Raw genomic sequence first — 25,196 nt, 5'->3', positions numbered from 1 at the left:
CAGCTCAGCTCACGCTGGCCAGCGCAAACGGCAGCACCTGGGCCGCCCCCGCCGCCCTGACCAGCCGCGATGCCATCGTCAGCGTCCACCCCGTATCGGTCACGTCGTCCACCAGCAGCACCGGTCCCGTGTTCCCCACCAGGTCAGGCTGCTGCCACGCACCGTTCAGCGCGGCCACGCGATAGGCCGAATTCGCCGCGGTCACCGGCCTGCGCCCAGGCGCGTAGCGCAGTACACCCAGGTCGACCAGCCGGCCGAGGCGGGCGAGTTCGCGGGCCATCGACGTGATGAGCACGGGATGGGTGTCGGAATCCAGCGCCATCACCGCCGTCGGGCGGATCTCCCAGTCCCACGACGCCAACACCTGCACGCCGGCCTCGACCACCTCCCCCGGCACCTCCGCATCGGGTTCGTCGAGCAGACGGCGCAACCGTGCGCCCCATCCGAGGTCCGTCAACCGCCCGATGACCCGGCCGGCTTCCGGGCCGTCGGTGATTCGGCCACGCACGTCCAGCCCGACCTTGTCCAGCCCGGTCGGCCACTGCTTCCGCGGCGTCAGCTCGACACCGGGCCGCATGAGCCGGGCCCGGGTGTCCGCCACGGCCCCGGCGTCGACGACGGCGTCATAGCGCGAACCCGTGCAGTTGTCGCAGCGCCCGCACCGCTCACCCTCGGTGAGTTCGGGATCATCGAGTTGTGCTCGCAGGAACGCCATTCGGCAGCCATCGGTCGCTTGATAGTCGAGCATCGCCTGCTGTTCACGTTTGCGCGCCTCGTCGAGCTTGCGATAGCGGGCTTTGTCGTAGGTCCACTCCTGACCCGTCCCGACCCAACCGCCCTTGACGCGCCGCACCGCACCATCGACGTCGAGCACCTTCAGCACCATCTCCAGCCGCGTCCGATTCAGATCGACGAGGGGCTCCAAAGCGGCCGTCGACTGCGGGCGCGCCGGGTCGAGCTCCCGAATCACCTTTCGTACCAGCGCTTCCGCCGGGAACGCGACGGATGCGAAGTACCGCCAGACGTCCTGGTCCTCGCGGCCGGGCAGTAGCACCACCTCGGCGCTCTCGGTCGACCGGCCGGCGCGGCCGACCTGTTGGTAGTAGGCAATCGGCGAAGACGGGGCGCCCAGATGTACGACGAACCCGAGGTCGGGTTTGTCGAACCCCATGCCCAGCGCCGACGTCGCGATCAGCGCCTTCACCCGGTTGGCCAACAGATCCGCCTCGAGTTGCTCGCGTTCCGCCGCCTCGGTCGAACCGGTATAGGCCGCCACCGGATGTCCCTGCTCGCGCAGCAGTGCGGCGATGTCGTGTGCCTGCGCCACCGTCAACGTGTACACGATGCCCGAGCCGGGCAACGAATCCAGATGCGCCGCAAGCCAAGCCGCGCGTTGCGCGGGATTGCCGGCCTTCACCACCGACAGCCGCAGCGACTCGCGGTCCAGGCCGCCGCGCAGCACCAGCGTGTCACCGCCGCCGACGCCCAACTGCGCCGCGACATCGTCGACGACGCGGTCGTTGGCGGTCGCCGTCGTAGCGAGGACCGGGATGTCGGCGCCCAGTTCGGCGATCAGCGTGCGGATCCGCCGGTAATCGGGGCGGAAGTCGTGGCCCCAGTCGGAGACACAGTGCGCCTCGTCGACCACGACCAGCCCGGCGTCGTGCGCCAGTGCCGGTAACACCGCATCGCGAAAGTCCGGGTTGTTCAACCGCTCTGGGCTCACCAGCAGCACATCGAGGCCACCGGCGCGCACCCGGCGGTGGATGTCGTCCCACTCAGCGACGTTGCTCGAGTTGATGGTCGCGGCGTGCACGCCCGCCCGTTCGGCGGCGGCGACCTGGTTGCGCATCAGCGCCAGCAGCGGCGACACGATCACCGTCGGGCCATGCCCGTCGGTGCGCAGCAGTTTGGCGGCGATGAAGTAGACCGCGGACTTGCCCCAACCGGTGCGCTGGACCACCAACGCGCGCCGACGGTGCACGACCAACGCCTCGATCGCGGCCCATTGGTCGTCGCGCAACCGCGCCTGCGGGCCGGCCAACTGTTCGAGGATCGTGTGGGCTTGCTCTCGCGTTGTCATCGCTCCATCGTGCAACTAGGCAACGACAAGCCAGATCGCGACGAAGTGGCAGACCGCGGCAGCCACGGTGAATGCGTGGAAGAACTCATGGTGCCCGAACGTCTGCGGCCACGGGTTGGGCCACCGCACGCCGTAGACGACGGCACCGATGCTGTAGAGCACCGCGCCGGCGACCAGGAGCGCGACGACCGCCAGACCTGCTCCGTCAAGCAGGGTTTCGGCGAACCAGACGGCGACGTAGCCGAGCAGAAGATACAGCGGCACACCCACCCATCGAGGCGTCGACGGCCACACCATCTTGAGCGCAACGCCCAACCCGGCCCCCGTCCAGACGATGGCCAACATCTTCGATCCGATCTGCGGCGGCATCGCCACCACCGCCAGTGGCGTGTATGTGGCGGCGATGAATATGAACACCGTCGAGTGGTCGACGCGCATCATCCATCGGTGCGCGACCGCCGAAACCCAGCGGACCCGGTGATAGACGGCGCTGACGGCGAACATGGCGATGATGGCGGCCACGTAGACCAGCGCCGACCATCCGGCGCGCGGTGTGCCCGAACTCCACGCAACGGGCACCATCGCCGCACCGGCGACGACGGCCACTACCGCGAAGACGAGATGGATCCAGCCCCGTGCGCGCGGGGTGCCGGTGGGGTCCCCGACGCGGACGACGTTTGCGCCTGCTGCCAGTAGCTGGTCCGTCAGATCCCCCCGATGTCGTGGGGCAGTCGAAAACCCACGCCGAGGGTACCGGCCGGATGCGCTAGCCGGCCGTCGACGCGGCGTCCAGTTCGCGCTTGATCTCCAGCGCGATGTCGATGAGCTGGTCCTCCTGGCCGCCGATCAGCTTGCGCTGGCCCGCGCGGTGCAGCAGTTGGTGGGCGGGCACGCCGTAGCGCTCCGACTGCCGGATCGCGTGCTTGAGAAAGCTCGAGTACACCCCGGAGTAGCCCATGATCAGCGCGTTGCGGTCCAGCAAGCACTCGGCGGGCATCGCAGGTGCGACGACCTCTTCAGCCGCGTCGGCGATATCGAAGAAGTCGATGCCGGTCTTTACGCCGATCTTGTCGAACACCCCGATCAGCGCCTCGACGGGTGCGTTGCCCGCGCCCGCGCCGAACCGGCGGCAGGAGCCGTCGATCTGCTTGGCCCCCGCGCGCACCGCTTCGATCGAGTTCGCGACGCCGAGCCCGAGGTTCTCATGACCATGGAACCCCACTTGCGCGTCGTCGCCGAGTTCGGCCACCAACGCGGCCACCCGGTCCCGGACGCCCTCGAGCACCAGCGCGCCGGCGGAGTCGACGACGTAGACGCACTGGCAGCCGGCGTCGGCCATGATGCGGGCCTGGGCGGCCAGCTTCTCCGGCGGAATCGTGTGGCTCATCATCAAGAAACCGACGGTCTCCAGACCCAGCTCGCGCGCCAGCCCGAAATGCTGAATCGACACGTCGGCTTCGGTGCAGTGCGTGGCGATCCGGCAGATCGACCCGCCGTTGTGCTGGGCCTCCTTGATGTCTTCCTTGGTGCCCACCCCGGGCAGCATCAGGAACGCGATCTTGGATTCCGTGGCCGTCTCGGCGGCCAGCTTGATCAGCTCCTGCTCGGGGGTCTTGGAGAAGCCGTAGTTGAAGCTCGAACCGCCCAGCCCGTCACCGTGGGTCACCTCGATGACCGGCACACCGGCGGCGTCCAGCGCAGCGACGATCGCGTGTACCTCGTCCTTGGTGAACTGGTGCCGCTTGTGGTGGCTGCCGTCGCGCAGCGACGTGTCCGTCATCCGGACGTCCCAGATCGGGTTGAAGTAGATTTCCTGCGTGCTCATGCCTGGCCTCCTGCTGTCGTAGCGAGGCTCTCTTTCGCGATCTCCTCGCCGACCTTGGCCGCCGCGGCGGTCATGATGTCCAGATTTCCAGCGTAGGGCGGTAAGTAATCGCCCGCACCCTCCACTTCGATGAACGTGGTAACGAGGTGGTTGCCGCCGTTGACCACCGACGGTTCGTCGAACTGCGGGTCGTTGAGCAGCCGGTATCCGGGCACGTACGTCTGCACCTCGGCGACGACGTCGCGGATGGATTGCGTGATCGCGTCGTGGTCGGCATCCTCTGGAATCGCGCAGAAGATGGTGTCGCGCATGATCATCGGCGGTTCGGCCGGGTTGAGGATGATGATGGCCTTGCCGCGCTGGGCGCCGCCGATCACCTCCACCCCGGCCGCGGTGGTCTTGGTGAACTCGTCGATGTTGGCGCGGGTTCCGGGTCCGGCCGAGGCCGACGACACCGACGCGACGATCTCGGCGTAGGGCACCTCCACCGCGCGGGAGACCGCGTACACGATCGGGATGGTCGCCTGCCCGCCGCAGGTGACCATGTTTACGTTGGGTGCCTCGAGGTGCTCGCGCAGGTTGGCCGGCGGGATCACGCCGGGGCCGATCGCCGCGGGCGTGAGGTCGATCGCGCGGATACCCGCCTCGGCGTACTTCGGGGCCGCGTCACGGTGCACGTAGGCGCTGGTGGCCTCGAAGACCATGTCGGGCTTCTCGCTCTGGGCCAGCAGCCAGTCCACGCCCTCGTGCGAGGTCTCCAGGCCCAGCTTGCGGGCCCGCGCCAGGCCCTCGCTCTCCGGATCGATGCCGATCATCCACCGCGGCTCCAACCACTCCGAGCGCAGCAGCTTGTAGAGCAGGTCGGTGCTGATGTTGCCCGATCCGACGATCGCGACCGAAACCTTGTTCGGCATAACTAGCTCCTCGACTATTCGAAATTCAAATGCACCGAGCCGAGCCCGGCGAAATCGGCGACGTATGCGGCGCCGGGGGTGGCGTCGAACGCCTTGGTACACGACCCGGGCAACACGATGTCACCTGCCTTGAGCCGGACCCCGAAACTCTCCACCTTGCGGGCCAGCCACGCCACCGCCGTCACCGGGTTGCCCAGCACCGCATCGCTGCGGCCCTTGGCCACCACCTCGCCGTTGCGGGTCAGCACGGCCTCGATCGCGGTGATGTCGATGTCGCTGGGTGAGACCCGGTTCTTCCCGAGCACCCAGCCCGCCGAGGAAGCGTTGTCGGCGATGGTGTCGCAGAGCTTGATCTTCCAGTCCTTGATCCGGGTGTCGATCAACTCGATGGCCGGCGCGAACGCCGCCGTCGCGGCCAGCACGTCCTCCTCGGTGCAGTCAGCACCCGGAAGGTCCTCGGCGAGGATGAACCCGACCTCCACCTCGACGCGCGGATAGAGGTAGTCGGCGGATTTCACGGGCTTGTCCTCGAACACCGCCATCTCGTCCAGCAGGTGTCCGTAGTCGGGTTCGTCGACGTTCATCATCTGCTGCATCGCCTTCGACGACAGCCCGACCTTGTGGCCGATGACCTTCGCCCCTTCGGCGACCCGCTGCCGGATGTTGATCAGCTGGATCTCGTAGGCATCAACAACGTCGATACCCGGGTAGCCGTCGGTCAACGGCGCGACCGGAACCCGGGTGCGCTCGGCCTCGGCCAGATCGGCGGCCAGTCGCTCACGAACCTCGGAACTAAGCATTTACGTGAAGTCCCCTCGTTTCGTCGACCGGCGCAGTTGTAGGTCGGCCGGGCAATTCTATAACGTGTTCTACATGACCGGACAGCAGTATGACGTCGTGGTGGTGGGCAGCGGCGCCGCCGGCATGGTCGCCGCCCTCACCGCTGCTCACCAGGGACTCTCGACGATAGTCGTTGAGAAGGCGCCGCACTACGGTGGTTCCACTGCGCGGTCAGGCGGCGGCGTGTGGATTCCGAACAACGAGGTGCTCAAACGCGACGGGGTCAAGGACACACCTGAGGCCGCCCGCACCTACCTGCACAACATCATCGGCGACGTCGTGCCCGCCGAGAAGATCGACACCTACCTCGCGCGCGGCCCGGAGATGCTGTCCTTCGTGCTCCGAAATTCGCCGCTGAAGCTGTGCTGGGTGCCCGGCTACTCCGACTACTACCCGGAGACTCCCGGCGGCAAGCCCACCGGGCGGTCCGTGGAGCCCAAGCCGTTCAACGCCAACAAGCTGGGCCCCGACCTGCCGGGGCTGGAGCCGCCCTACGGCAAGGTTCCGATGAACATGGTCGTCATGCAGCAGGACTACGTGCGGCTCAACCAGCTCAAGCGCCACCCCCGCGGGTTGCTCCGCAGCCTCAAGGTCGGCGTGCGCGCCACCTGGGGCAAGGTCACCGGCAAGAACCTGGTCGGCATGGGCCGCGCGCTGATCGCGCCGCTGCGCATCGGGCTGCGGAAAGCTGGCGTGCCGGTGCGGCTGAACACCGCGCTGACCGACCTCTACATCGAGGACGGTGTCGTTCGTGGAATCTATGTCCGCGACACCAACGCCCCGGAATCCACTGAGCCCGAGCTCATCAGAGCCCGCCGCGGCGTGATTCTCGGCTCGGGTGGCTTTGAGCACAACGAGCAGATGCGGGTGAAGTACCAGCGGGCGCCGATCAGCACCGAGTGGACGGTGGGCGCGGTGGCCAATACCGGCGACGGCATCCTGGCTGCCGAAAAGCTGGGCGCCGCACTGGACGTCATGGAAGACGCCTGGTGGGGTCCGACGGTGCCGCTGGTCGGTGCGCCGTGGTTTGCGTTGTCGGAGCGCAATTCGCCGGGCTCGATCATCGTGAACATGGCGGGTAAGCGGTTCATGAACGAATCGATGCCCTATGTCGAGGCCTGCCACCACATGTACGGCGGGCAGTACGGACAGGGGCCCGGTCCGGGCGAGAACATCCCGGCCTGGCTGGTGTTCGACCAGCAGTACCGCGACCGCTACATCTTCGCCGGGCTACAACCCGGACAACGCATCCCGAGCAAATGGCTCGAGTCGGGGGTCATCGTCAAGGCCGACACTCTCGACGAGCTGGCAGCGAAGGCGGGCCTGCCCGCCGACGCGTTCAAGGCGACGGTCGAGCGGTTCAACGGTTTCGCGCGCACCGGCGTCGACGAGGACTTCAGGCGCGGCGAAAGCGCCTACGACCGCTACTACGGCGATCCCACCAACAAGCCCAACCCCAACCTCGGTGAAATCAGCCATGCGCCGTATTACGCCGCCAAGATGGTGCCGGGCGATCTGGGCACCAAGGGCGGTATTCGCACCGACGTGCACGGCCGCGCGCTACGCGACGACGGCTCGATCATCGAAGGGCTCTATGCTGCGGGCAATGTCAGCGCCCCGGTGATGGGACACACCTATCCCGGTCCGGGCGGGACCATCGGCCCGGCGATGACGTTCGGTTACCTGGCGGCTCTCCACTTGGCAGGAAAGAACTAATGCCCATCAATCTCGACGAGGCCCTCGGCGCGGAACTTCCCGCCGCCGAATTCTCTTGGTCCAGCAGCGATATCCAGCTCTACCATCTCGGCCTCGGCGCCGGGATGGACCCGATGGACAGGCGCGAGCTGCGGTACCTGACCGACGAAACCCCGCAGGTGTTGCCGACGTTCGGCAATGTCGCACAGAGTTTTCACATGACCGAGCCCCCGACGGTGAAGTTCCCGGGTATCGACATCGAGCTGTCCAAGGTGCTGCACGCCAGCGAGGCGGTGTCGGCGCCCGGCCCGATCCCCGCGTCGGGCACCGGGCGCGCGGTCACGCGGTTCACCGACATCTGGGACAAGGGCAAGGCCGCGGTGATCTGGTCGGAGACAACGGTCACCGCACCGGACGGCACGCTGCTGTGGACGCAGAAGCGGTCGATCTTCGCCCGCGGTGAGGGCGGTTTCGGCGGCGAGCGAGGTCCGTCTGGATCTTCGTTGTCCTCGGGCCACACGCAGCGCGCGGCCGACTTCGAACTGGCGATCCCGACGTCGCCGCAGCAGGCCCTGCTCTACCGCATGTGCGGAGACCGCAACCCGCTGCACTCCGATCCGGATTTCGCGGCGGCCGCAGGCTTTCCGAGGCCGATCCTGCACGGGTTGTGCACCTACGGCATGACGTGTAAGGCGATGGTGGACGCCCTGCTCGACGGTGACACCGCCCGGGTCGCAAGTTACGGTGCGCGTTTCGCCGGAGTTGTGTTCCCTGGCGAAACGCTGAAGGCGCGCATCTGGAAAGAGGGTGACGGCTTCGTCGCGATGGTTACCGCGCCGGAGCGTGACGACGCCGTGGCGCTGGCCGGAGTGGAACTGATTCCGGCCTGACAAATGGCATTGGCCTAGCTACTTTGCCAGCAGAACCCAGTTCCGGTGTCTACGTAGGTGTTCGCCCATACCATCGGTTACAACGCGTTGCTCAACGCATGCTCGCAGAACGTATTTCGCGTCCCGATGCACTACCGACCGGGCATGACGGCCTACCGACCTGCTACTTTCGGTTTGGGAAACCGTCCCCGCGGGTAAGGGGATGCCGAATTTCGGACGACCAGGAGCATCACTTTGAACAAGATGAGCAAGATCACGATCTCGGCAACCGCCACATTCGCTGCGGCCGGAGTCATCGGCGTTTTCGCCGCGCCGGTCGCAGGCGCGGACCCGGAAGCCGAAGCCACCACACAGACACCAACTCAGCCACAAATCCAAGTTCAGACACTGACGCTGGGCGATCAGGGAAAGTTGGTTGACGGAAACGTCATTCAGGGTTGGACGGTCGACAACCTTCAGCCGAGTTCCGACCCGATTCCCTACAACGTACAAGGAACCCTGTGGGAGATCACCGCCAACGATCAAGCGATCCAAGGCACCGTGATCCCGATCGTGTCGAACCTCAACGCCCGGGCCGCCAACGGCGAGGCGTATCGCGCGCTGTTCGGTGTCGCCACCCCACAGGGCGTCAACCCGGCCGCGATACCGCAAGGCGAACAGACCACGGGCAAGGTGTATTTCGACGTCACCGGCGCCGAGCCGAACAGCATCGTCTACAACGCGGGCGGCCAGGACCTGATCGTCTGGGTCGAGGCCCCTGAATCCACGTCGAGCGGCGCTGCGTCGACGTCGTACCCGTCGACGGGGTCGCAGAGCCCGGCCCAGGCGCCGGCAACCGAGGCCGCGCCCGCGGCAGTCGGAACCGAGGCACCCGAGGGCAGCCAGGGCACCCCGCTGCCGGAGGGCACCGAGCAGGTGCCGGCAGGTTCGGCGGGAACGCCGCTGCCGCCGGCTGAGGGCGCTCCTGCCGCACCTCCGGCCGAGGGTGCGCCGACCCAAGCGACCGCGGAGGGGACGCCGCAGCCCGCGGGCAGCCAGGGAACTCCGGTGCCCGCCGATGACCAGGCGCCGACGCCGGCCACCTACACGCCGGCTCCGACGCCCTGATCGCAGCGGCCAGCGGCTGTCACGAGTGGGATGACCACCACGCGTACAGCTGCGGGAAGGTCGGCCCCTGCGGGCCGCTTTCGACGGCGCTGACCACAAGTCGGTCGTCGTCGGTCCAGATCACCGTGGGCTGACCTTCCCGAAGGCCGCAGAACAACGTGCCGCTTACCTTGTCCGGGGTGGCATTACGTCGCCACGGCCCAGGTGACTGGATGTTGCCGGGACAGACCACCTGGGTCGCGGTCCGCATCCCGTTGTTGAACACGGCGTCGAGTGCAGCCCTGTCTTCGACCAACGTGTAGACGGCTGACTGCGGGCCGTCCGGGTCCACGTTCTGTGTGCAGTTGACCTGTGCCAGAACGTTTTCCGGCGCGTCGACCGCTTCACACGCGCCCGGCGGGTAGCCGCGTGGAAGCATCTGCATGAGGCGTGGCGCGTCGTCGGGCCGGATTGTCGTCGCCGGCGTTGTTGGCGGCGTTGTTGTTGGATCCGATGTCGGCGGCGCGGCGACGGCGGGCGCATCGTCCTGCGGTGACGGACGCAGCAGCCAGAATCCCAACCCGCCAATCGCGGCGACGGCAATGACCGCAGCCACCGCAACTGGCACCGCTTTGGGCACCGAACGCGGCTGCACCGGCCGCGGTGTCACGGAGAGCGGGGCGTCAAAGCGCCTCATCTGGGTGTCTGGTGCGCGCGGCACAGCGCGCACCGGCCCGGTGTCGTCGTCGTTGGGGCCAGGACTGTGGAAGTCGTCGTGCGGCGTCGACGACGGGTCCGGTGGCTGCGGCGAACTCACGGCTCCGAGGGTAGTAGCAGCGGCACCCGCCGTGGCGGGGTCAGCCCAGGATCAGACCCGATGTCGGCACACCGGTGCCCGCGGTGACGAGCACGTGCTCGACGTCCGGCACCGGGTTCACCGATGTGCCGCGCAGTTGGCGTACCCCTTCGGCAATGCCGTTCATGCCGTGGATGTAGGCCTCACCCAACTGGCCGCCGTGGGTGTTGATCGGCAGCCGCCCACCGATCTCGATGGCGCCGTCGGCGACGAAGTCCTTGGCATCGCCCTTGTCGCAGAAGCCCAGCTCCTCCAACTGGATCAGCGTGAACGGCGTGAAGTGGTCGTAGAGGACGGCGGTCTGGATGTCGGTTGGCTTGAGCCCTGACTGCTCCCACAACTGCCTGCCCACCAGCCCCATCTCCGGCAGGCCGAGTTCGGGCCGGTAGTAGCTGACCATCGAATACTGGTCGGCGCTGGAACCCTGCGACGCCGCCTCGATGACCGCGGGCCGGTGTTTGAGGTCTTTGGCCCGCTCGGCGGACGTGATCACCAACGCCACACCACCATCGGTTTCCTGGCAGCAATCCAGCAGCCGCAACGGCTCGGCGATCCACCGCGAATTCTGGTGGTCCTCAATAGTGATCGGCTTCTCGTAGAAGTACGCCTTCGGGTTCTTGGCCGCGTGCTTGCGGTCGGCCACCGATACCGCGCCGAAGTCCTTGCTGGTGGCACCGGACAGGTGCATGTAGCGCCTGGCGATCATCGCCACCTGCGCAGCGGGGGTGGACAGCCCGTGCGGATACGAGAACGAGTTGTCCACGCCGGTGGAGTCGGCGTTCTCCACCAGCCGCATCTGCACCTGTCCGAAGCGGGTTCCCGAGCGCTCGTTGAAAGCCCGGTATGCCACAACGCAATCCGCGACTCCGGTCGCCACCGCGATCGCGGCTTGCTGGACCGTGGCGCAGGCCGCGCCGCCGCCGTGGTGGATCTTGGAAAAGAACTTCAACTCAGGGATGCCGATCGCGCGCGAGATCGCCACCTCGGTGTTGGAGTCCATCGTGAACGTGACCATGCCGTCGACGTCGGCAGGGGTCAGACCCGCGTCGTCGAGCGCGTCCAGAACGGCTTCAGAGGCGAGCCGAAGCTCGCTGCGACCGGAGTTCTTGGAGAAGTCGGTGGCGCCAATCCCGACGATCGCCGCCTTGCCGGACAACTCGCCGGGCATCAGTTACCTCCGAGGGTTAGCGTCGCGTTGGCGATCACGTGATCACCCAGGCTGTTGCTGCCAGTGATTTTCAGGCTGATGAGACCGTCTTCTATCGCGGTGACCTCACCCTTGAACGTCACGGTGTCGTAGGCATACCACGGCACCCCGAGGCGCAGACCGATCGACTTGATGACCGCGGTAGGCCCGGCCCAGTCGGTGATGTAGCGCTGAACCAGCCCAGTGTCGGTGAGGATGTTGACGAAGATGTCCTTCGACCCTTTGGCCTGCGCCTTGTCGCGGTCGTGGTGGACGTCCTGGTAGTCCCTGGTGGCGATCGCCGTCGACACGATGAACGTCGGGTCGCCGTACAGCGCCAGTTCGGGCAGCTTGGTGCCTACTTCGACAGTGGGTGTGCTCACGTGTCCGGCTCCCATGCGTACAGTGTCCAGGGTGGGCCTGAATCGCCTTCTGGAAAGTCGATAAACGTTGCCCGGACCGGCATTCCGATCTCCACGGCGGTGGGTTCGGCATTGCGCAGCTCCCCGAGCATCCGGACGCCCTCCTCGAGTTCGACGAGCGCGATGACGAACGGCAGTGTGCGACCGGGCACCTTCGGGGCGTGGTGCACCACGAAGCTGAACACCGTGCCCTTGCCGCTTGCCACGACGTAGTCGGTGGGCTGCTCTTTGTCCTGCCACAGCGCGGGCACCGGCGGATGCTGCAGCGTGCCGTCGGGACGCTTTTGGATCCGCAGTTCGTGCGCGTTGACGCCGTCCCAGAAGAACTTGGTGTCCCGCGACGACGCCGGCCGCATCATCGAATCAGCATCCAGATCCTCGGGCACCTGGGTTCGCGCACCGCTGTCGGCGGGTCTGAACTTCATGATGCGCCACATCATCTCGGCCACATCTTCATCGCCAACCTGCCAAGTGATCTTCTGCGTGATGAAGAAGCCCTCACCCAGCGCGGTGTTCTTCGGCCCGATGACGTCGGTCAGTTCGGCGGTGACGCTGACCTGTTCGCTGACCCGCAGATATCGGTGATAGGTCTGTTCGCAGTTGGTGGCGACCACACCGATATAGCCTGCGTCGTCGAACAATTCGATGATCTTGCCCAATGGGTCGTCGTCGGGGCGCACACCGCCCAGACCCATCATCGTCCACACCTGGATCATCGCGGGCGGCGCGACGGCGCCCGGGTGACCGGCCGCCTTCGCCGCGGCCTCGTCGACGTAGATCGGGTTCTTGTCGCCCATCGCATCGACCCAGTGGTCGATCATCGGCTGGTTGACCGGGTGGCGGCCCACACGGGGCTTGCTCTTGCCTTCCGCCTTGACCCGCTCGGCGGCGGCCTTGATGTCGTCGATACTCACCGGGGGACCCTTGGAACCTTCAGTCCCGCAGCCGCAATCATCTCCCGCATTACCTCGTTGACACCTCCGCCGAACGTGATCACCAAGTTCCGTTTGGTCTGGCTGTCGAGCCACTCCAGCAGCTCCGCGGTTTCCGGATCCGCCGGATCCCCGTACTTGCCGACGATCTCCTCGGCCAGCCGGCCCGCGTACTGGATGCGTTCGGTGCCAAACACCTTGGTCGCTGCTGCGTCGGCAACGTCGATGGTCTCACCGGACGCGGCGACCTGCCAGTTGAGCAGCTCGTTGATGCGCCACATCGCCTTGAGCTCACCCAGCGAACGCTTGACGTCGTCATGTTCGAGCGGGGCGACGCCGTTACTGCCCGGCTTGGATGCCCACGCGTGTACGTGGTCGTAGAGCGAGGCGAACCGGCCTGCCGGGCCGAGCATCACGCGCTCGTTGTTGAGCTGAGTGGTGATCAGCTTCCAACCGCCGTTCTCCTCGCCGACGAGCATGTCGGCGGGGACCCGGACGTCGTTGTAATAGGTGGCGTTGGTGTGGTGTGCGCCGTCGGACAGAATCATCGGCGTCCAGGAGTAGCCGGGGTCCTTGGTGTCGACGATCAGGATCGAGATGCCCTTGTGCTTCACCGCTTCTGGGTCTGTACGGCACGCCAGCCAGATGTAGTCGGCGTCGTGCCCGCCGGTGGTGAACACCTTCTGCCCGTTGACTAGGTAGTATTCGGCGGACCCTTCCCTGCGTCGCACCGCCGTGGTGCGCAGCGACGCCAGGTCGGTGCCGGCTTCGGGCTCGGTGTAGCCGATCGCGAAGTGCACCTCGCCGGCGAGGATGGCGGGCAGAAACTTCTTCTTCTGCTCCGCAGTGCCGTACTGCTGCAGCGTGGGCCCCACGGTCTGCAACGTGACGGCCGGCAGCGGCACGTCCGCCCGCTGCGCCTCGTTGACGAAGATCGACTGCTCGATCGGACCGAAGCCCAGACCGCCGAACTCCTTGGGCCACCCGACGCCGAGCTTGCCGTCGGAGCCCATCCGCTTGATGACGGCACGATACGCCTCGCCGTGGCGGTCCTTCTCCATCTCCTTGGCCTCTTCTGGAGAGATGAGGTTGGAAAAGTACGCCCGCAGTTGCGCCTGCAGCTGTTTCTGTTCGGGCGTCAGGTCGATGAACACTGCTATCTCCCGTCGCTTCGCTCGCCCAATGCGGCTCCCACCAGGTCGAGCCGGTGTGCCGGACCACCCACCAGTCGGGTGAGGTCTTTGATCGTGGAGTAGTAGCGGTCCATCGGGTAGGCGATATCCATACCCATCCCGCCGTGCAGGTGGTGACAGAGTTGCATCACCGGAGGTGCCTGCGATGCGAGCCAGTAGCCGAGGACGTCGAGATCCTCTTGAGTTTGTGGGCTGGCGTCGCGCCCCTCGGAGAGCCGCCAAACCACCGACGTGGCCGCCAACGTCAAAGTGCGAGAAGCGATGTAGACCTCGGCCAGCTGTGCGGCCACCGTCTGAAACGTCGACAACGGCTTACCGAACTGCTCGCGGTTGGCGACGTAGTCCGCGGTTAGCCGCAGTGCGCCGGCGACCAGACCGGCCGCGAAGGCCCCGATCGCGGCCAGCGCCAACTGGTTGACGCGGCGCGGTGTCGCGCCGTCCAGTACCGCGTCGACATGCGCGTCGGTGAACGTGACGGTGTACTCATCCCCTCCGTTGGAGGTCGGGGTCTTGGTCACCTGGACGCCGTCGGCCTTCGGCGACACGACGGCGACCCCGTTGTCGGCGGTCACCAGCATCCATTCCGCTTGTCCCGCATAGGGAACCGCGACCTTGGTGCCGGAAATCTTGCCGTCGGTGAGTGTCGTGGCCGGCCGGTCGGGCAGCGGCGCACCGGGTTCGTTGAGCGCGGCCGTCAGCACCGCCCCCTTGGGAACTCCTGAGAGGTAGCGGTCCTGCTGCTCGTCGGAGGCCAGATCCCGCAGCGTCAACAGCCCAAGACCCAGCGTGGCCAGCGCCGGGCTGACGGTGCCGTGCCGACCGATCTCGGTCAGTGCCGTGGCCACCTCGGGCAGCCCGACACCGTCACCGCCGAGGCGCTCGGGCACCGCCAGGGCGGCCACTCCGCCGGCGACCAGTGCTTCCCAGCTGTTGTCTCGGTCGAGCACGGATGTCACCACGTCGGCGACAGCCTGCTGCTCCGGGTTGGGCGTGAAATCCACCCGTCCTCCTTATTGCAAACGACGCGCCCCGCGCGGGTTCGGTACCGATCAGTGCTTGACGGGGCACTTACCGGTGTAGTCAACCTGCCAGTGCTTGATGCCGTTGAGCCACCCCGACTTCAGCCGTTCGGGGTCGCCGATCGGCTTGAGGTCGGGCATATGGTCCGCGATCGCGTTGAAGATCAGGTTGATGGTCATGCGCGCCAGGTTGGTGCCGATGCAGTAATGCGCACCGGTGCCGCCGAAGCCGACGTGCGGGTTCGGGTCGCGCAGGATATTAAAGGTGTGCGGGTCTTCGAAGACCTCTTCGTCGAAGTTGGCCGACCGGTAGGACATCACCACCCGCTCGCCCTTCTTGATCTTCACTCCGCCAAGCTCGACATCCTCGAGGGCGGTGCGTTGGAACGCCGAAACCGGGGTGGCCCAGCGCACGATCTCGTCGGCGGCGGTCTCGGGACGTTCCTTCTTGTAAAGCTCCCACTGGTCGGGGTTTTGAGAGAACGCGATCATGCCGTGGGTGATCGAGTTGCGCGTGGTCTCGTTGCCCGCCACCGCCAGCATCACCACGAAGAAGCCGAACTCGTCGTCGGTGAGCTTCTCGCCGTCGATGTCGGCCTCGATCAGCTTGGTGACGATGTCCTCGGTCGGGTTCTTGGCCCGCTCCTCGGCCATCTGCATGGCGTACTGGATCAGCTCGACCGACGACATCGCGGGGTCGACATGGGCGTACTCGGGATCCTCACCAGCGGTCATCTCGTTGGACCAGCGGAAGATCTTGTCGCGGTCCTCCTGCGGAACACCGAGCAGCTCGGCGATGGCCTGCAGCGGCAGCTCACACGACACCTGTTCGACGAAGTCGCCGCTTTCCTGCGCAGCAGCGGTCTCGGCGATCTTCTGCGCGCGGGCGCGCAGTTCGTCCTCGAGGCGCCCGATCGCGCGGGGGGTGAAGCCGCGGGAGATGATCTTGCGCAGCCGGGTGTGCTGCGGGGCGTCCATGTTGAGCAGCACATTGCGCTGCAGATCAATGGCGTCGCGGGTCATGTCCTGCGGCCAGACGGGAATGGCGCCGTCGGGCGAGCTGCCGAAGACATCGTTGCGCCGAGAGACTTCCTTGACGTCGGCGTGCTTGGTGACGAGCCAGTACCCTTTGTCTCCAAAGCCGCCGGTGCCACCGGGTACGTCGACCCAGTGGATGGGGTCGGAATCGCGCAGTTCGGCGAGCTCAGCGACGGGGAGACCCTTGAGGTTCAAATCGGCGTCGAGGGGATCGAATCCCTTGGGCAGGTTCGGACCAGACATGCGGTGAGCTCCTTTGCGCAACACTTCTGCAACGTGTTCTAGTGCCAGTAAAACATGCCTTCTGCGCAGATGAAAGGCAGGTAACCATCCTCGCTTGTCAGGGTAATGAAACGTGTTCTAGCCTGACGTAATGGGTAACCCTGTCATTGTTGAAGCCACTCGTAGCCCCATCGGAAAGCGCAACGGTTGGTTGTCCGGCCTGCACGCCACGGAGTTGCTGGGCGCCACGCAGAAGGCTCTTGTCGAGAAAGCCGGGATCGACGCCGGTGAAGTCGAGCAGGTCATCGGCGGCTGCGTCACCCAGTTCGGTGAGCAGTCCAACAACATCACCCGGGTGAGCTGGCTGGTCGCCGGGCTGCCGGACCACGTCGGCGCGATGACCGTGGACTGCCAGTGCGGCAGCGGGCAGCAGGCCAACGGGTTGATCGCGGGCCTCATCGCGGCCGGCGCCATCGACATCGGCATCGCCTGCGGCATCGAGGCGATGAGCCGGGTGGGGCTGGGCGCGAACGCCGGACCCGACCGCAGCATCCTGCGGCCGTCATCCTGGGACATTGACCTGCCCGACCAGTTCACCGCCGCCGAGCGGATCGCCAAACGCCGCGGCATCACCCGCGAGGACATCGACCAGTTCGGTTTCCAGTCGCAGGCCAAGGCCAAGCAGGCATGGGCCGAAGGCCGGTTCGACCGCGAGATCAGCGGTATCGAGGCGCCGGTGCTCGACGACCAGAAGCAGCCGACCAGCGAGCGCCACGTCGTCACCCGCGATCAGGGGTTGCGCGACACCACAGTGGAGGGCCTCGGCGCGCTCAAGCCGGTGATCGAGGGCGGTATCCATACCGCGGGTACGTCGTCCCAGATCTCCGACGGCGCGGCCGCGGTGCTGTGGATGGACGAAGACAAGGCTCGCGCGCTGGGACTGAAGCCGCGCGCGCGGATCGTCAGCCAGGCGCTCGTCGGCGCCGAGCCCTACTACCACCTCGACGGACCCGTGCAGTCCACTGCCAAGGTGCTTGAGAAGGCCGGGATGAAGATGGGCGACATCGACATCACCGAGATCAACGAGGCGTTCGCGTCGGTCGTGCTGTCGTGGGCCCGGGTGCACAACCCCGATATGGACAAGGTCAACGTCAACGGCGGGGCGATCGCGCTGGGGCACCCGGTGGGCAGCACCGGTAGCCGGCTGATCACCACCGCCCTGCACGAGCTCGAACGCACCGACAAGAGCACGGCGCTGATCACCATGTGCGCAGGTGGTGCACTGTCCACCGGCACGATCATCGAGCGGATTTAATTCTCGGCGAGCAGCTGCAGAAGGCCGCGATTCGGAGTCTGAGAACGGCCTTCTATGCCTGCTCGCGCCGGATGCGCGGACGGATCCGCGCCCTGATGTGGTGGATCTTGCCGTCGGCGGCTGGGATCAAAAAGGTTTCGTCGACGTCGGCGACGACGCGACGCCGGCCCAGCGCCGCCTTGGTGACCACGGTGAACGTCGCGTGCACGTGGTCGCCGTCGACGCGGAACTCGCGATCGGTGGTCGCGTCGATGACGCGGTACTGCGGGCCGCGGTTCAGGCTGCGCCGCAGATGATTTGCGGAGAAACCGGTCTTGAGGCCCACCTCGATCCGGACACAGCCCGGCGCGAACTGCACCTGCTCGGCGCGATGGCTGGCGAGCGCGTCGATGTACGCGTCAGCGGCCGCGATACGGTCGGTGTCCGACACGGTGCCCATTTCCTGGTCCATTTCCCCAGCATAGGATGACCGCCATGGCAAAGTCGCGCCCGCGTTTCATGGACACCAAGCCAGCGGACTTCTTCATCAAGTGGATGGCGAAGGTCAACACCTACATGTACCGCCGCAGCGACGGCGAGGGCTTCGGCAGCGACTTTCAGGGCATCCCCGTGGCGCTGCTGACCACCACCGGTCGCAAAACGGGCCAGCCGCGGATCAGCCCGTTGTACTTCCACCGCGACGGCGACATCGTCGTGGTGGCCGCGTCCAAAGGCGGCAGCGACAAGCACCCGATGTGGTACCTCAACCTCAAGGCCAATCCCAAGGTGCAGGTGCAGATCAAGAAAGATGTGCTCGAGTTGACCGCACGCGACGCCACCGACGCCGAACGCGCGAAGTACTGGCCGAAGCTGGTCGAGATGTACCCGACCTACGAGGACTACCAGTCCTGGACCGACCGGGTCATCCCGCTCGTCGTCTGCGAGCCCTGAACCCGGGCAGTAATTTCGCATGACAGGCCGGATACTTTGCGCGCGCCCACATTCGGGGCCATCGGCGCACCGGCGGCCGTTCATCCACAGCGAGCCCACCTGATTCTTGGGTTCTGTGCTCACCGGCGGCCCACCGGACGTACTGTGAGCCGGACAACCGGGCTACTGGCGGAGCGTCGATATGCAGCCTTATTCCACCAGGCGGCTTCTGCGCCTTGTGTTCACCGCGATCACAGCCGCGGTCCTGTTCTTCGTGTCGGCGCTGCCGGCGTGGGCCGCGGAGTCGATGACGTTGACCTTCGTCCGCCACGGCCAGTCGGAGGCCAACGCAGCCGATCGCATCGACACGTCGGTTCCGGGGCCGGGGCTCACCCCGCTGGGCCAGCAGCAGGCGGCAGATGTCGCGATCGTCCTGGCGGACAGGGGCTTCGACGGCATCTACGCCTCCAACATGGTGCGAACCCAGTTGACCGCGGCACCGCTGGCCACCATGTTGGGCCAACCTGTGGTGGTGTTGCCAGGACTGCGAGAGATCAACGCGGGCATCTTCGAAGGCTCACCGGAGTCCGGCGGCTTGGGCCGGCTGGGCTACGTCGTGGTGCCGGCGGCGTGGACGCTGGGCGCACGCTTCGTGCCCGTGTTGGGCGCTGCGGACGGCAACGCGTTCGACGCCCGGGTGGACAACGCCATTCAGACCATCTACGACAGCGGAGACCGCAACGCCGTGGCGTTCTCGCACGGCGCCACGATCATGTTCTGGGTGATGATGAACGTCGATAACCCCGACTTAGGACTGATGCTGCGTCGTCCGTTGGGCAACACCGGAATCGTCATCGTCACCGGCAACCCGGAAGACGGTTGGCTGCTCACCGAGTGGGACGGCGTGGCTGTCTCCACGGATCCGCCCCTGCTCACCAAACTGTTCGTCGATGTCCGCGATCTCGTCACAGCACCTCAGACGGCGCTGTACAACATCGGCCAGGCATTCGCCAGCGGGGACATCGCCGCGTTGGCGAACGCGGTGCGAGACGGGGTGATCGACGTCGTCAAGACCGCGGTCGAGTTCGTGCCCAACGTGATTCGAGACATCGTCGACGAGTTCCGCGGTCCGTCCGCGCAGACGGTCGACGAACCGGTGAACATCAATGCCGTCGATATCAGCTCGCTGGACGTGGAAGTCGACGCGACGACAATCGAATCGGAGACAACGGCTGTTGCTGAGACGACGGACGAGGCCGACGCCACGCCGCTGCTGACCAAGGTCAGGAACCGCGCCGGGGCAACGGATCTGACGGATGGCAACAAGGTCAAGCCCGGTGACACCATCGAATCCGCCGATGTCGACGTGGACACTGACGCCGACGCGGACTCCGATGCCGAGCCTCGCAATCTCAAGGGCTTCGTCACAGCGATCACCGACCGCCTCGGTGGCACCGATAAGGCCGACGCCGACGCGGGATCGGAGCAGGCCGCCGCTTAGCCCCTGGCTGGTGTGCTCAGGCCCCGTAGACGGGAACCGGCGGACGGGCCTTGGCCAGCAGGTCCTTGACGACCGGACCCAGCTCGGCGGGATCCCACCGCGCGCCCTTGTCGACCTGTGGACCGTGCGCCCAGCCCTCGGCGACCCGGATATTGCCGCCCTCGACCTCGAACATCTTGCCGGTGATGTCCTTGGACTCGGCGCTGCCGAGCCAAACCACCAGCGGCGAAACGTTCTCCGGCGCCATCGCGTCGAAGTCCTTGTCCTGCGTCGCCATCATTTCGGCGAACACGGTCTCGGTCATCCGGGTTCGCGCCGACGGCGCGATCGCATTGACAGTGACGCCGTAGCGGCCCATCTCCGCCGACGCCACCAACGTCAGGGCGGCGATCCCGGCTTTGGCGGCGCTGTAGTTCGCCTGTCCCACGCTGCCCTGCAGCCCGGCGCCGGAACTGGTGTTGATGATGCGGGCATCCACGGTCTCGCCCGCCTTGGACTTGGTGCGCCAGTACGACCCGGCGTGGCGCATGGTGGCGAAGTGGCCCTTGAGATGTACGGCGACGACGGAGTCGAACTCCTCTTCGCTGGTGTTGGCGAACATCCGGTCGCGCACGATGCCGGCGTTGTTGACCAACACATCGAGCCCGCCGAAGGTGTCGACCGCCGATTGGATCAGCCCTTCCGCCTGCGCCCAGTCCGCCACATTGGCCCCGTTTGCCACGGCTTCGCCTCCGGCAGCGGTGATTTCGTCGACGACGCCCTGCGCGGCGCTGCCACCGCCGGCGGGTGAGCCGTCCAGGCCGACACCGATGTCGTTGACCACGACGCGCGCCCCCTCGGCGGCGAACGCCAGCGCGTGCGCCCGGCCGATGCCGCCGCCTGCACCCGTCACGATGACCACACGACCGTCGAGCAGTCCCATATCCGTTGTCTCCTTTATTGTTTGATGTCCGCTGTCGTGGTGGCCAGATAGTGCGGAGGCTCGCCGCCGCCGTGCACTTCCAGCGACGCCCCGCTGATGTATGACGCGGCGTCCGACGCCAGGAACGCTGCTGCCCAGCCGACGTCGGCCGGAGTGGCCAGCCGGCCCAGCGGCACGTTCTTCGAGATCGCCGCGATCGAATCCGCGTCACCGTAGAACAATTCCGACTGCTCGGTCTCGACCATCCCGACGACCACGGAGTTGACGCGCACCTTCGGCGCCCACTCCACCGCGAGAGTGCTGGTGATGCTCTCCATGCCGGCCTTGGCGGCACCGTAGGCAACCGTGCCGGGAGTCGGCCGCCTGCCGCTGACGCTTGCCACGTTGACGATCGAGCCGCCACGATCCTGGTTCTGCATGACCGCGTTGGCATGGGTGGAAACCGAAAGCGGCCCAAGCAGGTTGAGCTCAACGATCTTGGTGCTGAACTTCGCCGACGCCTCTGAGGCCGGAACGTACGGCGACCCGCCGGCATTGTTCACCACCACGTCGAGGCGGCCGTGACGATCGACAATCGTCTCGATCATGGCCGCGACCGACGCGTCGTCGCGTACGTCGCAGCTGTGGAACTCATACGGCGAACCTTCGACAGGTCTGCGCGCGCAGGCGACGACGGTCGCGCCCTGAGCGGCGAAGACGGCGCTGATGCCGGCGCCGACGCCGCGGACGCCGCCGGTCACCAGCACGACCTTGTCGTGAAGTCCGAGCTTGATCTCTGGCCGGTCGGTCACTGTGCTAGCGTACCAAGCAAGTGCTTGCTTTCCTACCGGACCCAGGAAGTGCTCGGAGGCTTAGATGACCATCACGCATACCGTCACCGAACCGGGCATCGTCTCGGTCACGGTCGACTATCCGCCCGTCAACGCGATTCCCTCGCGCGGCTGGTTCGAACTCGCCGATGTCCTCACCACGGCCGGCCAGGACCCGACCACGCACGTCGTGATCCTGCGCGCCGAAGGCCGCGGGTTCAACGCCGGCGTGGATATCAAAGAGATGCAGCGCACCGAGGGCTTCACCGCGCTGATCGACGCGAACCGCGGTTGCTATGCCGCCTTCAAGGCCGTCTACGAATGCGCGGTTCCCGTGGTGGCCGCGGTCAACGGCTTCTGCGTGGGCGGCGGCATCGGCCTGGTCGGCAACGCCGACGTCATCGTCGCCTCTGACGACGCGACGTTCGGTCTTCCGGAAGTCGAGCGCGGCGCGCTGGGCGCGGCCACGCACCTGTCTAGGCTGGTGCCGCAACACGTGATGCGGCGGATGTTCTTCACCGCCGCCACCGTGGATGCCGCGACGCTGCACCACTACGGCTCGGTGCACGAAGTGGTGCCGCGCGACGGCTTGGACGAGGCGGCGCTGCGCGTGGCCCGCGACATCGCCGCCAAGGACACTCGGGTGATCCGCGCGGCCAAGGAAGCGCTGAACTTCATCGACGTGCAACCGGTAAACGCGAGATACCGCATGGAGCAGGGTTTCACGTTCGAGCTGAACCTCGCCGGTGTGTCCGACGAGCACCGCGACGCCTTCGCCGGGACCGACAAGGGGTCGAAATGACCGATAAGAGAACAACTCTGGACGAGGCCGTGTCCTCGGTCCAGAGCGGTATGACCATCGGTATCGGCGGCTGGGGCTCCCGTCGCAAGCCAATGGCGTTCGTGCGGGCCCTGCTGCGCACCGAGGTCACCGACCTGACCGTGGTCACCTACGGCGGCCCCGACCTGGGCTTGCTGTGCTCTGCGGGCAAGGTGCGGCGCGCGTATTACGGCTTCGTGTCATTGGACTCGCCACCGTTTTACGACCCGTGGTTCGGCAAGGCACGTAAGGCCGGCACGATCGAGGCACGCGAGATGGACGAGGGCATGCTGCGGTGCGGTCTGCAGGCGGCCGCGCAGCGGTTGCCTTTCCTGCCGATCCGGGCGGGACTGGGCAGCGATGTGCGGTCCTTCTGGGGTGACGAACTCACGACCGTGCGATCGCCTTACCCGACCGGTGATGATTATGAGGAGCTCATCGCGATGCCCGCGTTGACGTTGGACGCCGCGTTCGTGCACATGAACCTCGGGGACGCACAAGGCAACGCCGCCTACACCGGCATCGACCCGTATTTCGACGACCTGTACCTGATGGCCGCCGAGAAGCGGTTCCTGTCGGTCGAACGGGTGGTGTCCACCGAGGAACTGGTCAAAGCCGTTCCGCCGCAGGCGCTGCTGATCAACCGGATGATGGTCGACAACGTCGTGGAAGCGCCCAACGGCGCCCACTTCACCACGGCCGAACCCGATTACCGGCGCGACGAGAAGTTCCAGCGGCACTACGCCGAGGCCGCCGCATCAGACGAGTCGTGGCAGCAGTTCATCCAGACGTATCTGTCCGGCAGCGAATCCGACTATCAGGCCGCAGTACGCAGATTCCAGGCCGCGGACGCGAGGAGCGAAAAGGCATGAGCGCAGCGATGTCCGCGAGCCGTCCCGAAGTGTGCGTGGTGGCGTGTGCGGAACTGTTCCGCGACGCCCGCGAGATCATGGTGAGCCCGATGACCACGATGGTGGCCATCGGCGCGCGGCTGGCGAGGTTGACGTTCTCCCCCGACATCTTGCTCACCGACGGCGAGGCACGCCTGCTGGCCGATACCCCCGCTGTCGGCGCCGCTGGCGCTATCGAGGGCTGGATGCCGTTCGGCCGCGTGTTCGAGACCCTGGCATGGGGTCGGCGTCATGTCGTCATGGGCGCCAACCAGATTGACCGCTACGGCAACCAGAACCTGTCGGCCTTCGGACCGTTGCAACAACCCACCCGGCAGATGTTCGGCGTGCGCGGCGCCCCCGGCAACACCATCAACCACGCCACCAGTTACTGGGTAGGCAACCATTCCAAGCGGGTGTTCGGCGAGGCCGTTGACGTCGTGTCGGGCATCGGTTGGGACAAGGTGGATCCGGACAACCCGGCGTTCCGGTTCGTCAACGTGTTCCGGGTGGTGACCAACCTAGGGGTGTTCGACTTCAACGGCCCCGACCATCAGATGCGGGCGGTTTCGCTGCATCCCGGCATCGGGCCCGAAGAGGTAGCCGAGAACACCTCCTTCGAGATCCACGATCTGGACAAAGCCGAACCGACCCGATTGCCGACCGAACGTGAACTGGATCTGATCCGCACGGTTATCGATCCGAAAGGCCTGCGGGACAAGGAGATAAGGTGAGCACTCCGTCGCACAGGCTGCGCACCCCGCTGACCGAGCTCATCGGCATCGACCATCCGGTGGTCCAGACCGGGATGGGCTGGGTGGCAGGTGCACGGTTGGTGTCGGCGACCTCCAACGCCGGCGGCCTCGGCATCCTGGCGTCGGCGACCATGACGCTCGACGAACTGCAGGCCGCGGTCACCAAGGTCAAGAGCTCGACCGACAAACCGTTCGGCATCAACATCCGCGCCGACGCCGGCGACGCAGGTGAGCGTATCGACCTGCTGATCCGCGAAGGGGTCAAGGTCGCGTCGTTTGCGTTGGCGCCCAAGCCGGATCTGATCGCCAAACTGAAAGAGGCCGGCGTGGTGGTGATTCCGTCGGTCGGGCTGGCCAAGCATGCCAAGAAGGTCGCCGGCTGGGGCGCTGACGCGGTGATCGTTCAAGGCGGCGAAGGCGGCGGCCACACCGGTCCGATCGCGACGACGCTGCTGCTGCCGTCGGTGCTGGATGCCGTCGATATCCCGGTGGTCGCCGCGGGCGGCTTCTTCGACGGCCGCGGTCTGGCGGCGGCGCTCTCCTACGGCGCGGCAGGCGTCGCGATGGGCACCCGGTTTCTGCTGACGTCGGACTCCACGGTGCCCGATGCGGTCAAACGGCGCTACCTGGAGGCCGGGCTGGACGGCACCGTCGTCTCCACCCGTGTCGACGGCATGCCGCACCGGGTATTGCGCACCGGGCTCGTCGAGAAGCTCGAAAGCGGTTCACGGCTTCGCGGCTTCACCGCGGCAGTGCGCAACGCCCAGAAGTTCAAGAAGATGTCCGGCATGACCTGGCGGTCGATGATCAAAGACGGCCTGGAGATGCGCCACGGCAAGGAGCTGACGTGGTCGCAAGTCGTGATGGCCGCCAACACCCCGATGCTGCTGAAGGCCGGCCTGGTGGAAGGCAACACCGATGCGGGCGTGTTGGCATCGGGCCAGGTCGCGGGCATCTTGGGTGATCTGCCGACGTGTGCGGAGTTGGTCGAGACGATTGTCGGCGACGCGGTCAAGCACCTGCGGGCGGCCACCGACTACATCGAGTGAAGCTCTCAACTTAACTTAGTTCAAA

General features: G+C 66.4%; 25 protein-coding genes. 10 read left to right on the top strand and 15 right to left on the bottom strand.

All coding sequences use genetic code 11. The features are described 5' to 3' along the window. Positions 1 to 4 precede the first annotated feature (4 nt). From ABQE44_RS00205 to ABQE44_RS00185, 5 genes are all read right to left on the bottom strand, one after another. A complete protein-coding gene (locus ABQE44_RS00205) occupies positions 5 to 2,083 on the bottom strand; it encodes a RecQ family ATP-dependent DNA helicase (RefSeq protein WP_448427694.1) in 2,079 nt (692 codons plus the stop codon). 15 nt (positions 2,084 to 2,098) lie between these two features. Then, positions 2,099 to 2,776 carry a PAQR family membrane homeostasis protein TrhA gene (gene trhA, locus ABQE44_RS00200; RefSeq protein ID WP_448394819.1) on the bottom strand — a complete coding sequence of 226 codons (678 nt, stop codon included), beginning with the start codon at positions 2,774 to 2,776 and terminating at the stop codon, positions 2,099 to 2,101. Positions 2,777 to 2,849: 73 nt separating this feature from the next. After that, positions 2,850 to 3,908, bottom strand: a complete 1,059-nt coding sequence (dmpG, locus tag ABQE44_RS00195) for a 4-hydroxy-2-oxovalerate aldolase (protein ID WP_448394720.1) — start codon at positions 3,906 to 3,908, stop codon at positions 2,850 to 2,852. Beyond that, a complete protein-coding gene (locus ABQE44_RS00190) occupies positions 3,905 to 4,822 on the bottom strand; it encodes an acetaldehyde dehydrogenase (acetylating) (protein ID WP_448394719.1) in 918 nt (305 codons plus the stop codon). The genes dmpG and ABQE44_RS00190 overlap by 4 nt, the downstream gene beginning before the upstream one ends. A gap of 14 nt (positions 4,823 to 4,836) precedes the next feature. Further along, the gene (locus ABQE44_RS00185) at positions 4,837 to 5,622 is read right to left on the bottom strand and encodes a 2-keto-4-pentenoate hydratase (protein ID WP_448394718.1); all 786 of its coding nucleotides are present in this window, start codon (positions 5,620 to 5,622) and stop codon (positions 4,837 to 4,839) included. Positions 5,623 to 5,695: 73 nt separating this feature from the next. Between ABQE44_RS00185 and kstD the strand changes: the two genes are divergently transcribed. From kstD to ABQE44_RS00170, 3 genes are all read left to right on the top strand, one after another. Next, positions 5,696 to 7,378, top strand: a complete 1,683-nt coding sequence (gene kstD, locus ABQE44_RS00180) for a 3-oxosteroid 1-dehydrogenase (protein ID WP_448394716.1) — start codon at positions 5,696 to 5,698, stop codon at positions 7,376 to 7,378. Then, positions 7,378 to 8,247, top strand: coding sequence for an enoyl-CoA hydratase ChsH3 (locus ABQE44_RS00175; protein ID WP_448394715.1), 870 nt, complete (start codon positions 7,378 to 7,380; stop codon positions 8,245 to 8,247). Before kstD ends, ABQE44_RS00175 begins: the two co-directional genes overlap by 1 nt. Before the next feature lie 243 nt (positions 8,248 to 8,490). Beyond that, entirely contained in the window at positions 8,491 to 9,354 is an 864-nt protein-coding gene (locus ABQE44_RS00170; RefSeq protein WP_448394714.1) for an MPT63 family protein, read from the top strand. Between the two features lie 19 nt (positions 9,355 to 9,373). On the opposite strand, the gene ABQE44_RS00165 is transcribed toward ABQE44_RS00170, so the two are convergent. From ABQE44_RS00165 to ABQE44_RS00135, 7 genes are read right to left on the bottom strand one after another with little or no spacing between them, the layout of a single operon-like run. Next, entirely contained in the window at positions 9,374 to 10,150 is a 777-nt protein-coding gene (locus ABQE44_RS00165; protein ID WP_448394713.1) for a hypothetical protein, read from the bottom strand. Positions 10,151 to 10,190: 40 nt separating this feature from the next. Beyond that, positions 10,191 to 11,357 carry a 17-hydroxy-3-oxo-4-pregnene-20-carboxyl-CoA lyase gene (locus ABQE44_RS00160; RefSeq protein ID WP_448394712.1) on the bottom strand — a complete coding sequence of 389 codons (1,167 nt, stop codon included), beginning with the start codon at positions 11,355 to 11,357 and terminating at the stop codon, positions 10,191 to 10,193. Beyond that, positions 11,357 to 11,758, bottom strand: a complete 402-nt coding sequence (locus ABQE44_RS00155; protein WP_448394711.1) for a MaoC family dehydratase — start codon at positions 11,756 to 11,758, stop codon at positions 11,357 to 11,359. Before ABQE44_RS00155 ends, ABQE44_RS00160 begins: the two co-directional genes overlap by 1 nt. After that, complete coding sequence (locus tag ABQE44_RS00150; protein ID WP_448427692.1) at positions 11,755 to 12,711, bottom strand: bifunctional MaoC family dehydratase N-terminal/OB-fold nucleic acid binding domain-containing protein; 957 nt, start codon at positions 12,709 to 12,711, stop codon at positions 11,755 to 11,757. The genes ABQE44_RS00155 and ABQE44_RS00150 overlap by 4 nt, the downstream gene beginning before the upstream one ends. Continuing rightward, a complete protein-coding gene (gene fadE29 / locus ABQE44_RS00145) occupies positions 12,708 to 13,883 on the bottom strand; it encodes an acyl-CoA dehydrogenase FadE29 (RefSeq protein WP_448394709.1) in 1,176 nt (391 codons plus the stop codon). Before fadE29 ends, ABQE44_RS00150 begins: the two co-directional genes overlap by 4 nt. Before the next feature lie 2 nt (positions 13,884 to 13,885). Further along, entirely contained in the window at positions 13,886 to 14,923 is a 1,038-nt protein-coding gene (locus tag ABQE44_RS00140; RefSeq protein ID WP_448427690.1) for an acyl-CoA dehydrogenase family protein, read from the bottom strand. A gap of 48 nt (positions 14,924 to 14,971) precedes the next feature. After that, on the bottom strand, positions 14,972 to 16,222 hold the full coding sequence (locus tag ABQE44_RS00135) for a cytochrome P450 (protein WP_448394707.1): 1,251 nt from the start codon (positions 16,220 to 16,222) through the stop codon (positions 14,972 to 14,974). Between the two features lie 130 nt (positions 16,223 to 16,352). Here ABQE44_RS00135 and ABQE44_RS00130 point away from each other — a divergent pair, with 130 nt between their 5' ends. After that, complete coding sequence (locus ABQE44_RS00130) at positions 16,353 to 17,516, top strand: steroid 3-ketoacyl-CoA thiolase (protein ID WP_448394706.1); 1,164 nt, start codon at positions 16,353 to 16,355, stop codon at positions 17,514 to 17,516. A 52-nt stretch (positions 17,517 to 17,568) separates the two neighbouring features. Here ABQE44_RS00130 and ABQE44_RS00125 read toward each other — a convergent pair whose 3' ends face one another. Then, positions 17,569 to 17,955: a DUF8021 domain-containing protein gene (locus ABQE44_RS00125; RefSeq protein ID WP_448428282.1), complete on the bottom strand. Its 387-nt coding sequence runs from the start codon at positions 17,953 to 17,955 to the stop codon at positions 17,569 to 17,571. Between the two features lie 35 nt (positions 17,956 to 17,990). Here ABQE44_RS00125 and ABQE44_RS00120 point away from each other — a divergent pair, with 35 nt between their 5' ends. Both ABQE44_RS00120 and ABQE44_RS00115 read left to right on the top strand, forming a co-directional pair. Beyond that, complete coding sequence (locus ABQE44_RS00120) at positions 17,991 to 18,446, top strand: nitroreductase family deazaflavin-dependent oxidoreductase (RefSeq protein WP_448407336.1); 456 nt, start codon at positions 17,991 to 17,993, stop codon at positions 18,444 to 18,446. Between the two features lie 181 nt (positions 18,447 to 18,627). Next, entirely contained in the window at positions 18,628 to 19,926 is a 1,299-nt protein-coding gene (locus ABQE44_RS00115; RefSeq protein ID WP_448427688.1) for a histidine phosphatase family protein, read from the top strand. 16 nt (positions 19,927 to 19,942) lie between these two features. Here the strand turns inward: ABQE44_RS00115 and ABQE44_RS00110 are convergent, their stop codons facing one another. Both ABQE44_RS00110 and ABQE44_RS00105 read right to left on the bottom strand, forming a co-directional pair. Then, the gene (locus tag ABQE44_RS00110) at positions 19,943 to 20,848 is read right to left on the bottom strand and encodes an SDR family oxidoreductase (protein ID WP_448427686.1); all 906 of its coding nucleotides are present in this window, start codon (positions 20,846 to 20,848) and stop codon (positions 19,943 to 19,945) included. Positions 20,849 to 20,862: 14 nt separating this feature from the next. Next, on the bottom strand, positions 20,863 to 21,639 hold the full coding sequence (locus ABQE44_RS00105; RefSeq protein WP_448427684.1) for an SDR family oxidoreductase: 777 nt from the start codon (positions 21,637 to 21,639) through the stop codon (positions 20,863 to 20,865). Positions 21,640 to 21,703: 64 nt separating this feature from the next. On the opposite strand from ABQE44_RS00105, the gene echA20 reads away from it, so the two are divergent. From echA20 to ipdC, 4 genes are read left to right on the top strand one after another with little or no spacing between them, the layout of a single operon-like run. Beyond that, positions 21,704 to 22,459 carry a (7aS)-7a-methyl-1,5-dioxo-2,3,5,6,7,7a-hexahydro-1H-indene-carboxyl-CoA hydrolase gene (gene echA20 / locus ABQE44_RS00100; RefSeq protein WP_448427681.1) on the top strand — a complete coding sequence of 252 codons (756 nt, stop codon included), beginning with the start codon at positions 21,704 to 21,706 and terminating at the stop codon, positions 22,457 to 22,459. After that, on the top strand, positions 22,456 to 23,349 hold the full coding sequence (gene ipdA, locus ABQE44_RS00095; RefSeq protein ID WP_448427679.1) for a cholesterol ring-cleaving hydrolase subunit IpdA: 894 nt from the start codon (positions 22,456 to 22,458) through the stop codon (positions 23,347 to 23,349). The genes echA20 and ipdA overlap by 4 nt, the downstream gene beginning before the upstream one ends. Before the next feature lie 8 nt (positions 23,350 to 23,357). After that, a complete protein-coding gene (gene ipdB / locus ABQE44_RS00090; RefSeq protein WP_448428280.1) occupies positions 23,358 to 24,101 on the top strand; it encodes a cholesterol ring-cleaving hydrolase subunit IpdB in 744 nt (247 codons plus the stop codon). After that, positions 24,098 to 25,171 carry a (3aS,4S,5R,7aS)-5-hydroxy-7a-methyl-1-oxo-octahydro-1H-indene-4-carboxyl-CoA dehydrogenase gene (ipdC, locus tag ABQE44_RS00085; protein ID WP_448427677.1) on the top strand — a complete coding sequence of 358 codons (1,074 nt, stop codon included), beginning with the start codon at positions 24,098 to 24,100 and terminating at the stop codon, positions 25,169 to 25,171. The genes ipdB and ipdC overlap by 4 nt, the downstream gene beginning before the upstream one ends. Positions 25,172 to 25,196 lie beyond the last annotated feature (25 nt).

The sequence above is a fragment of the Mycolicibacterium sp. XJ2546 genome (assembly GCF_053483195.1).
This window is presented reverse-complemented; position numbering and strand designations above follow the sequence as displayed.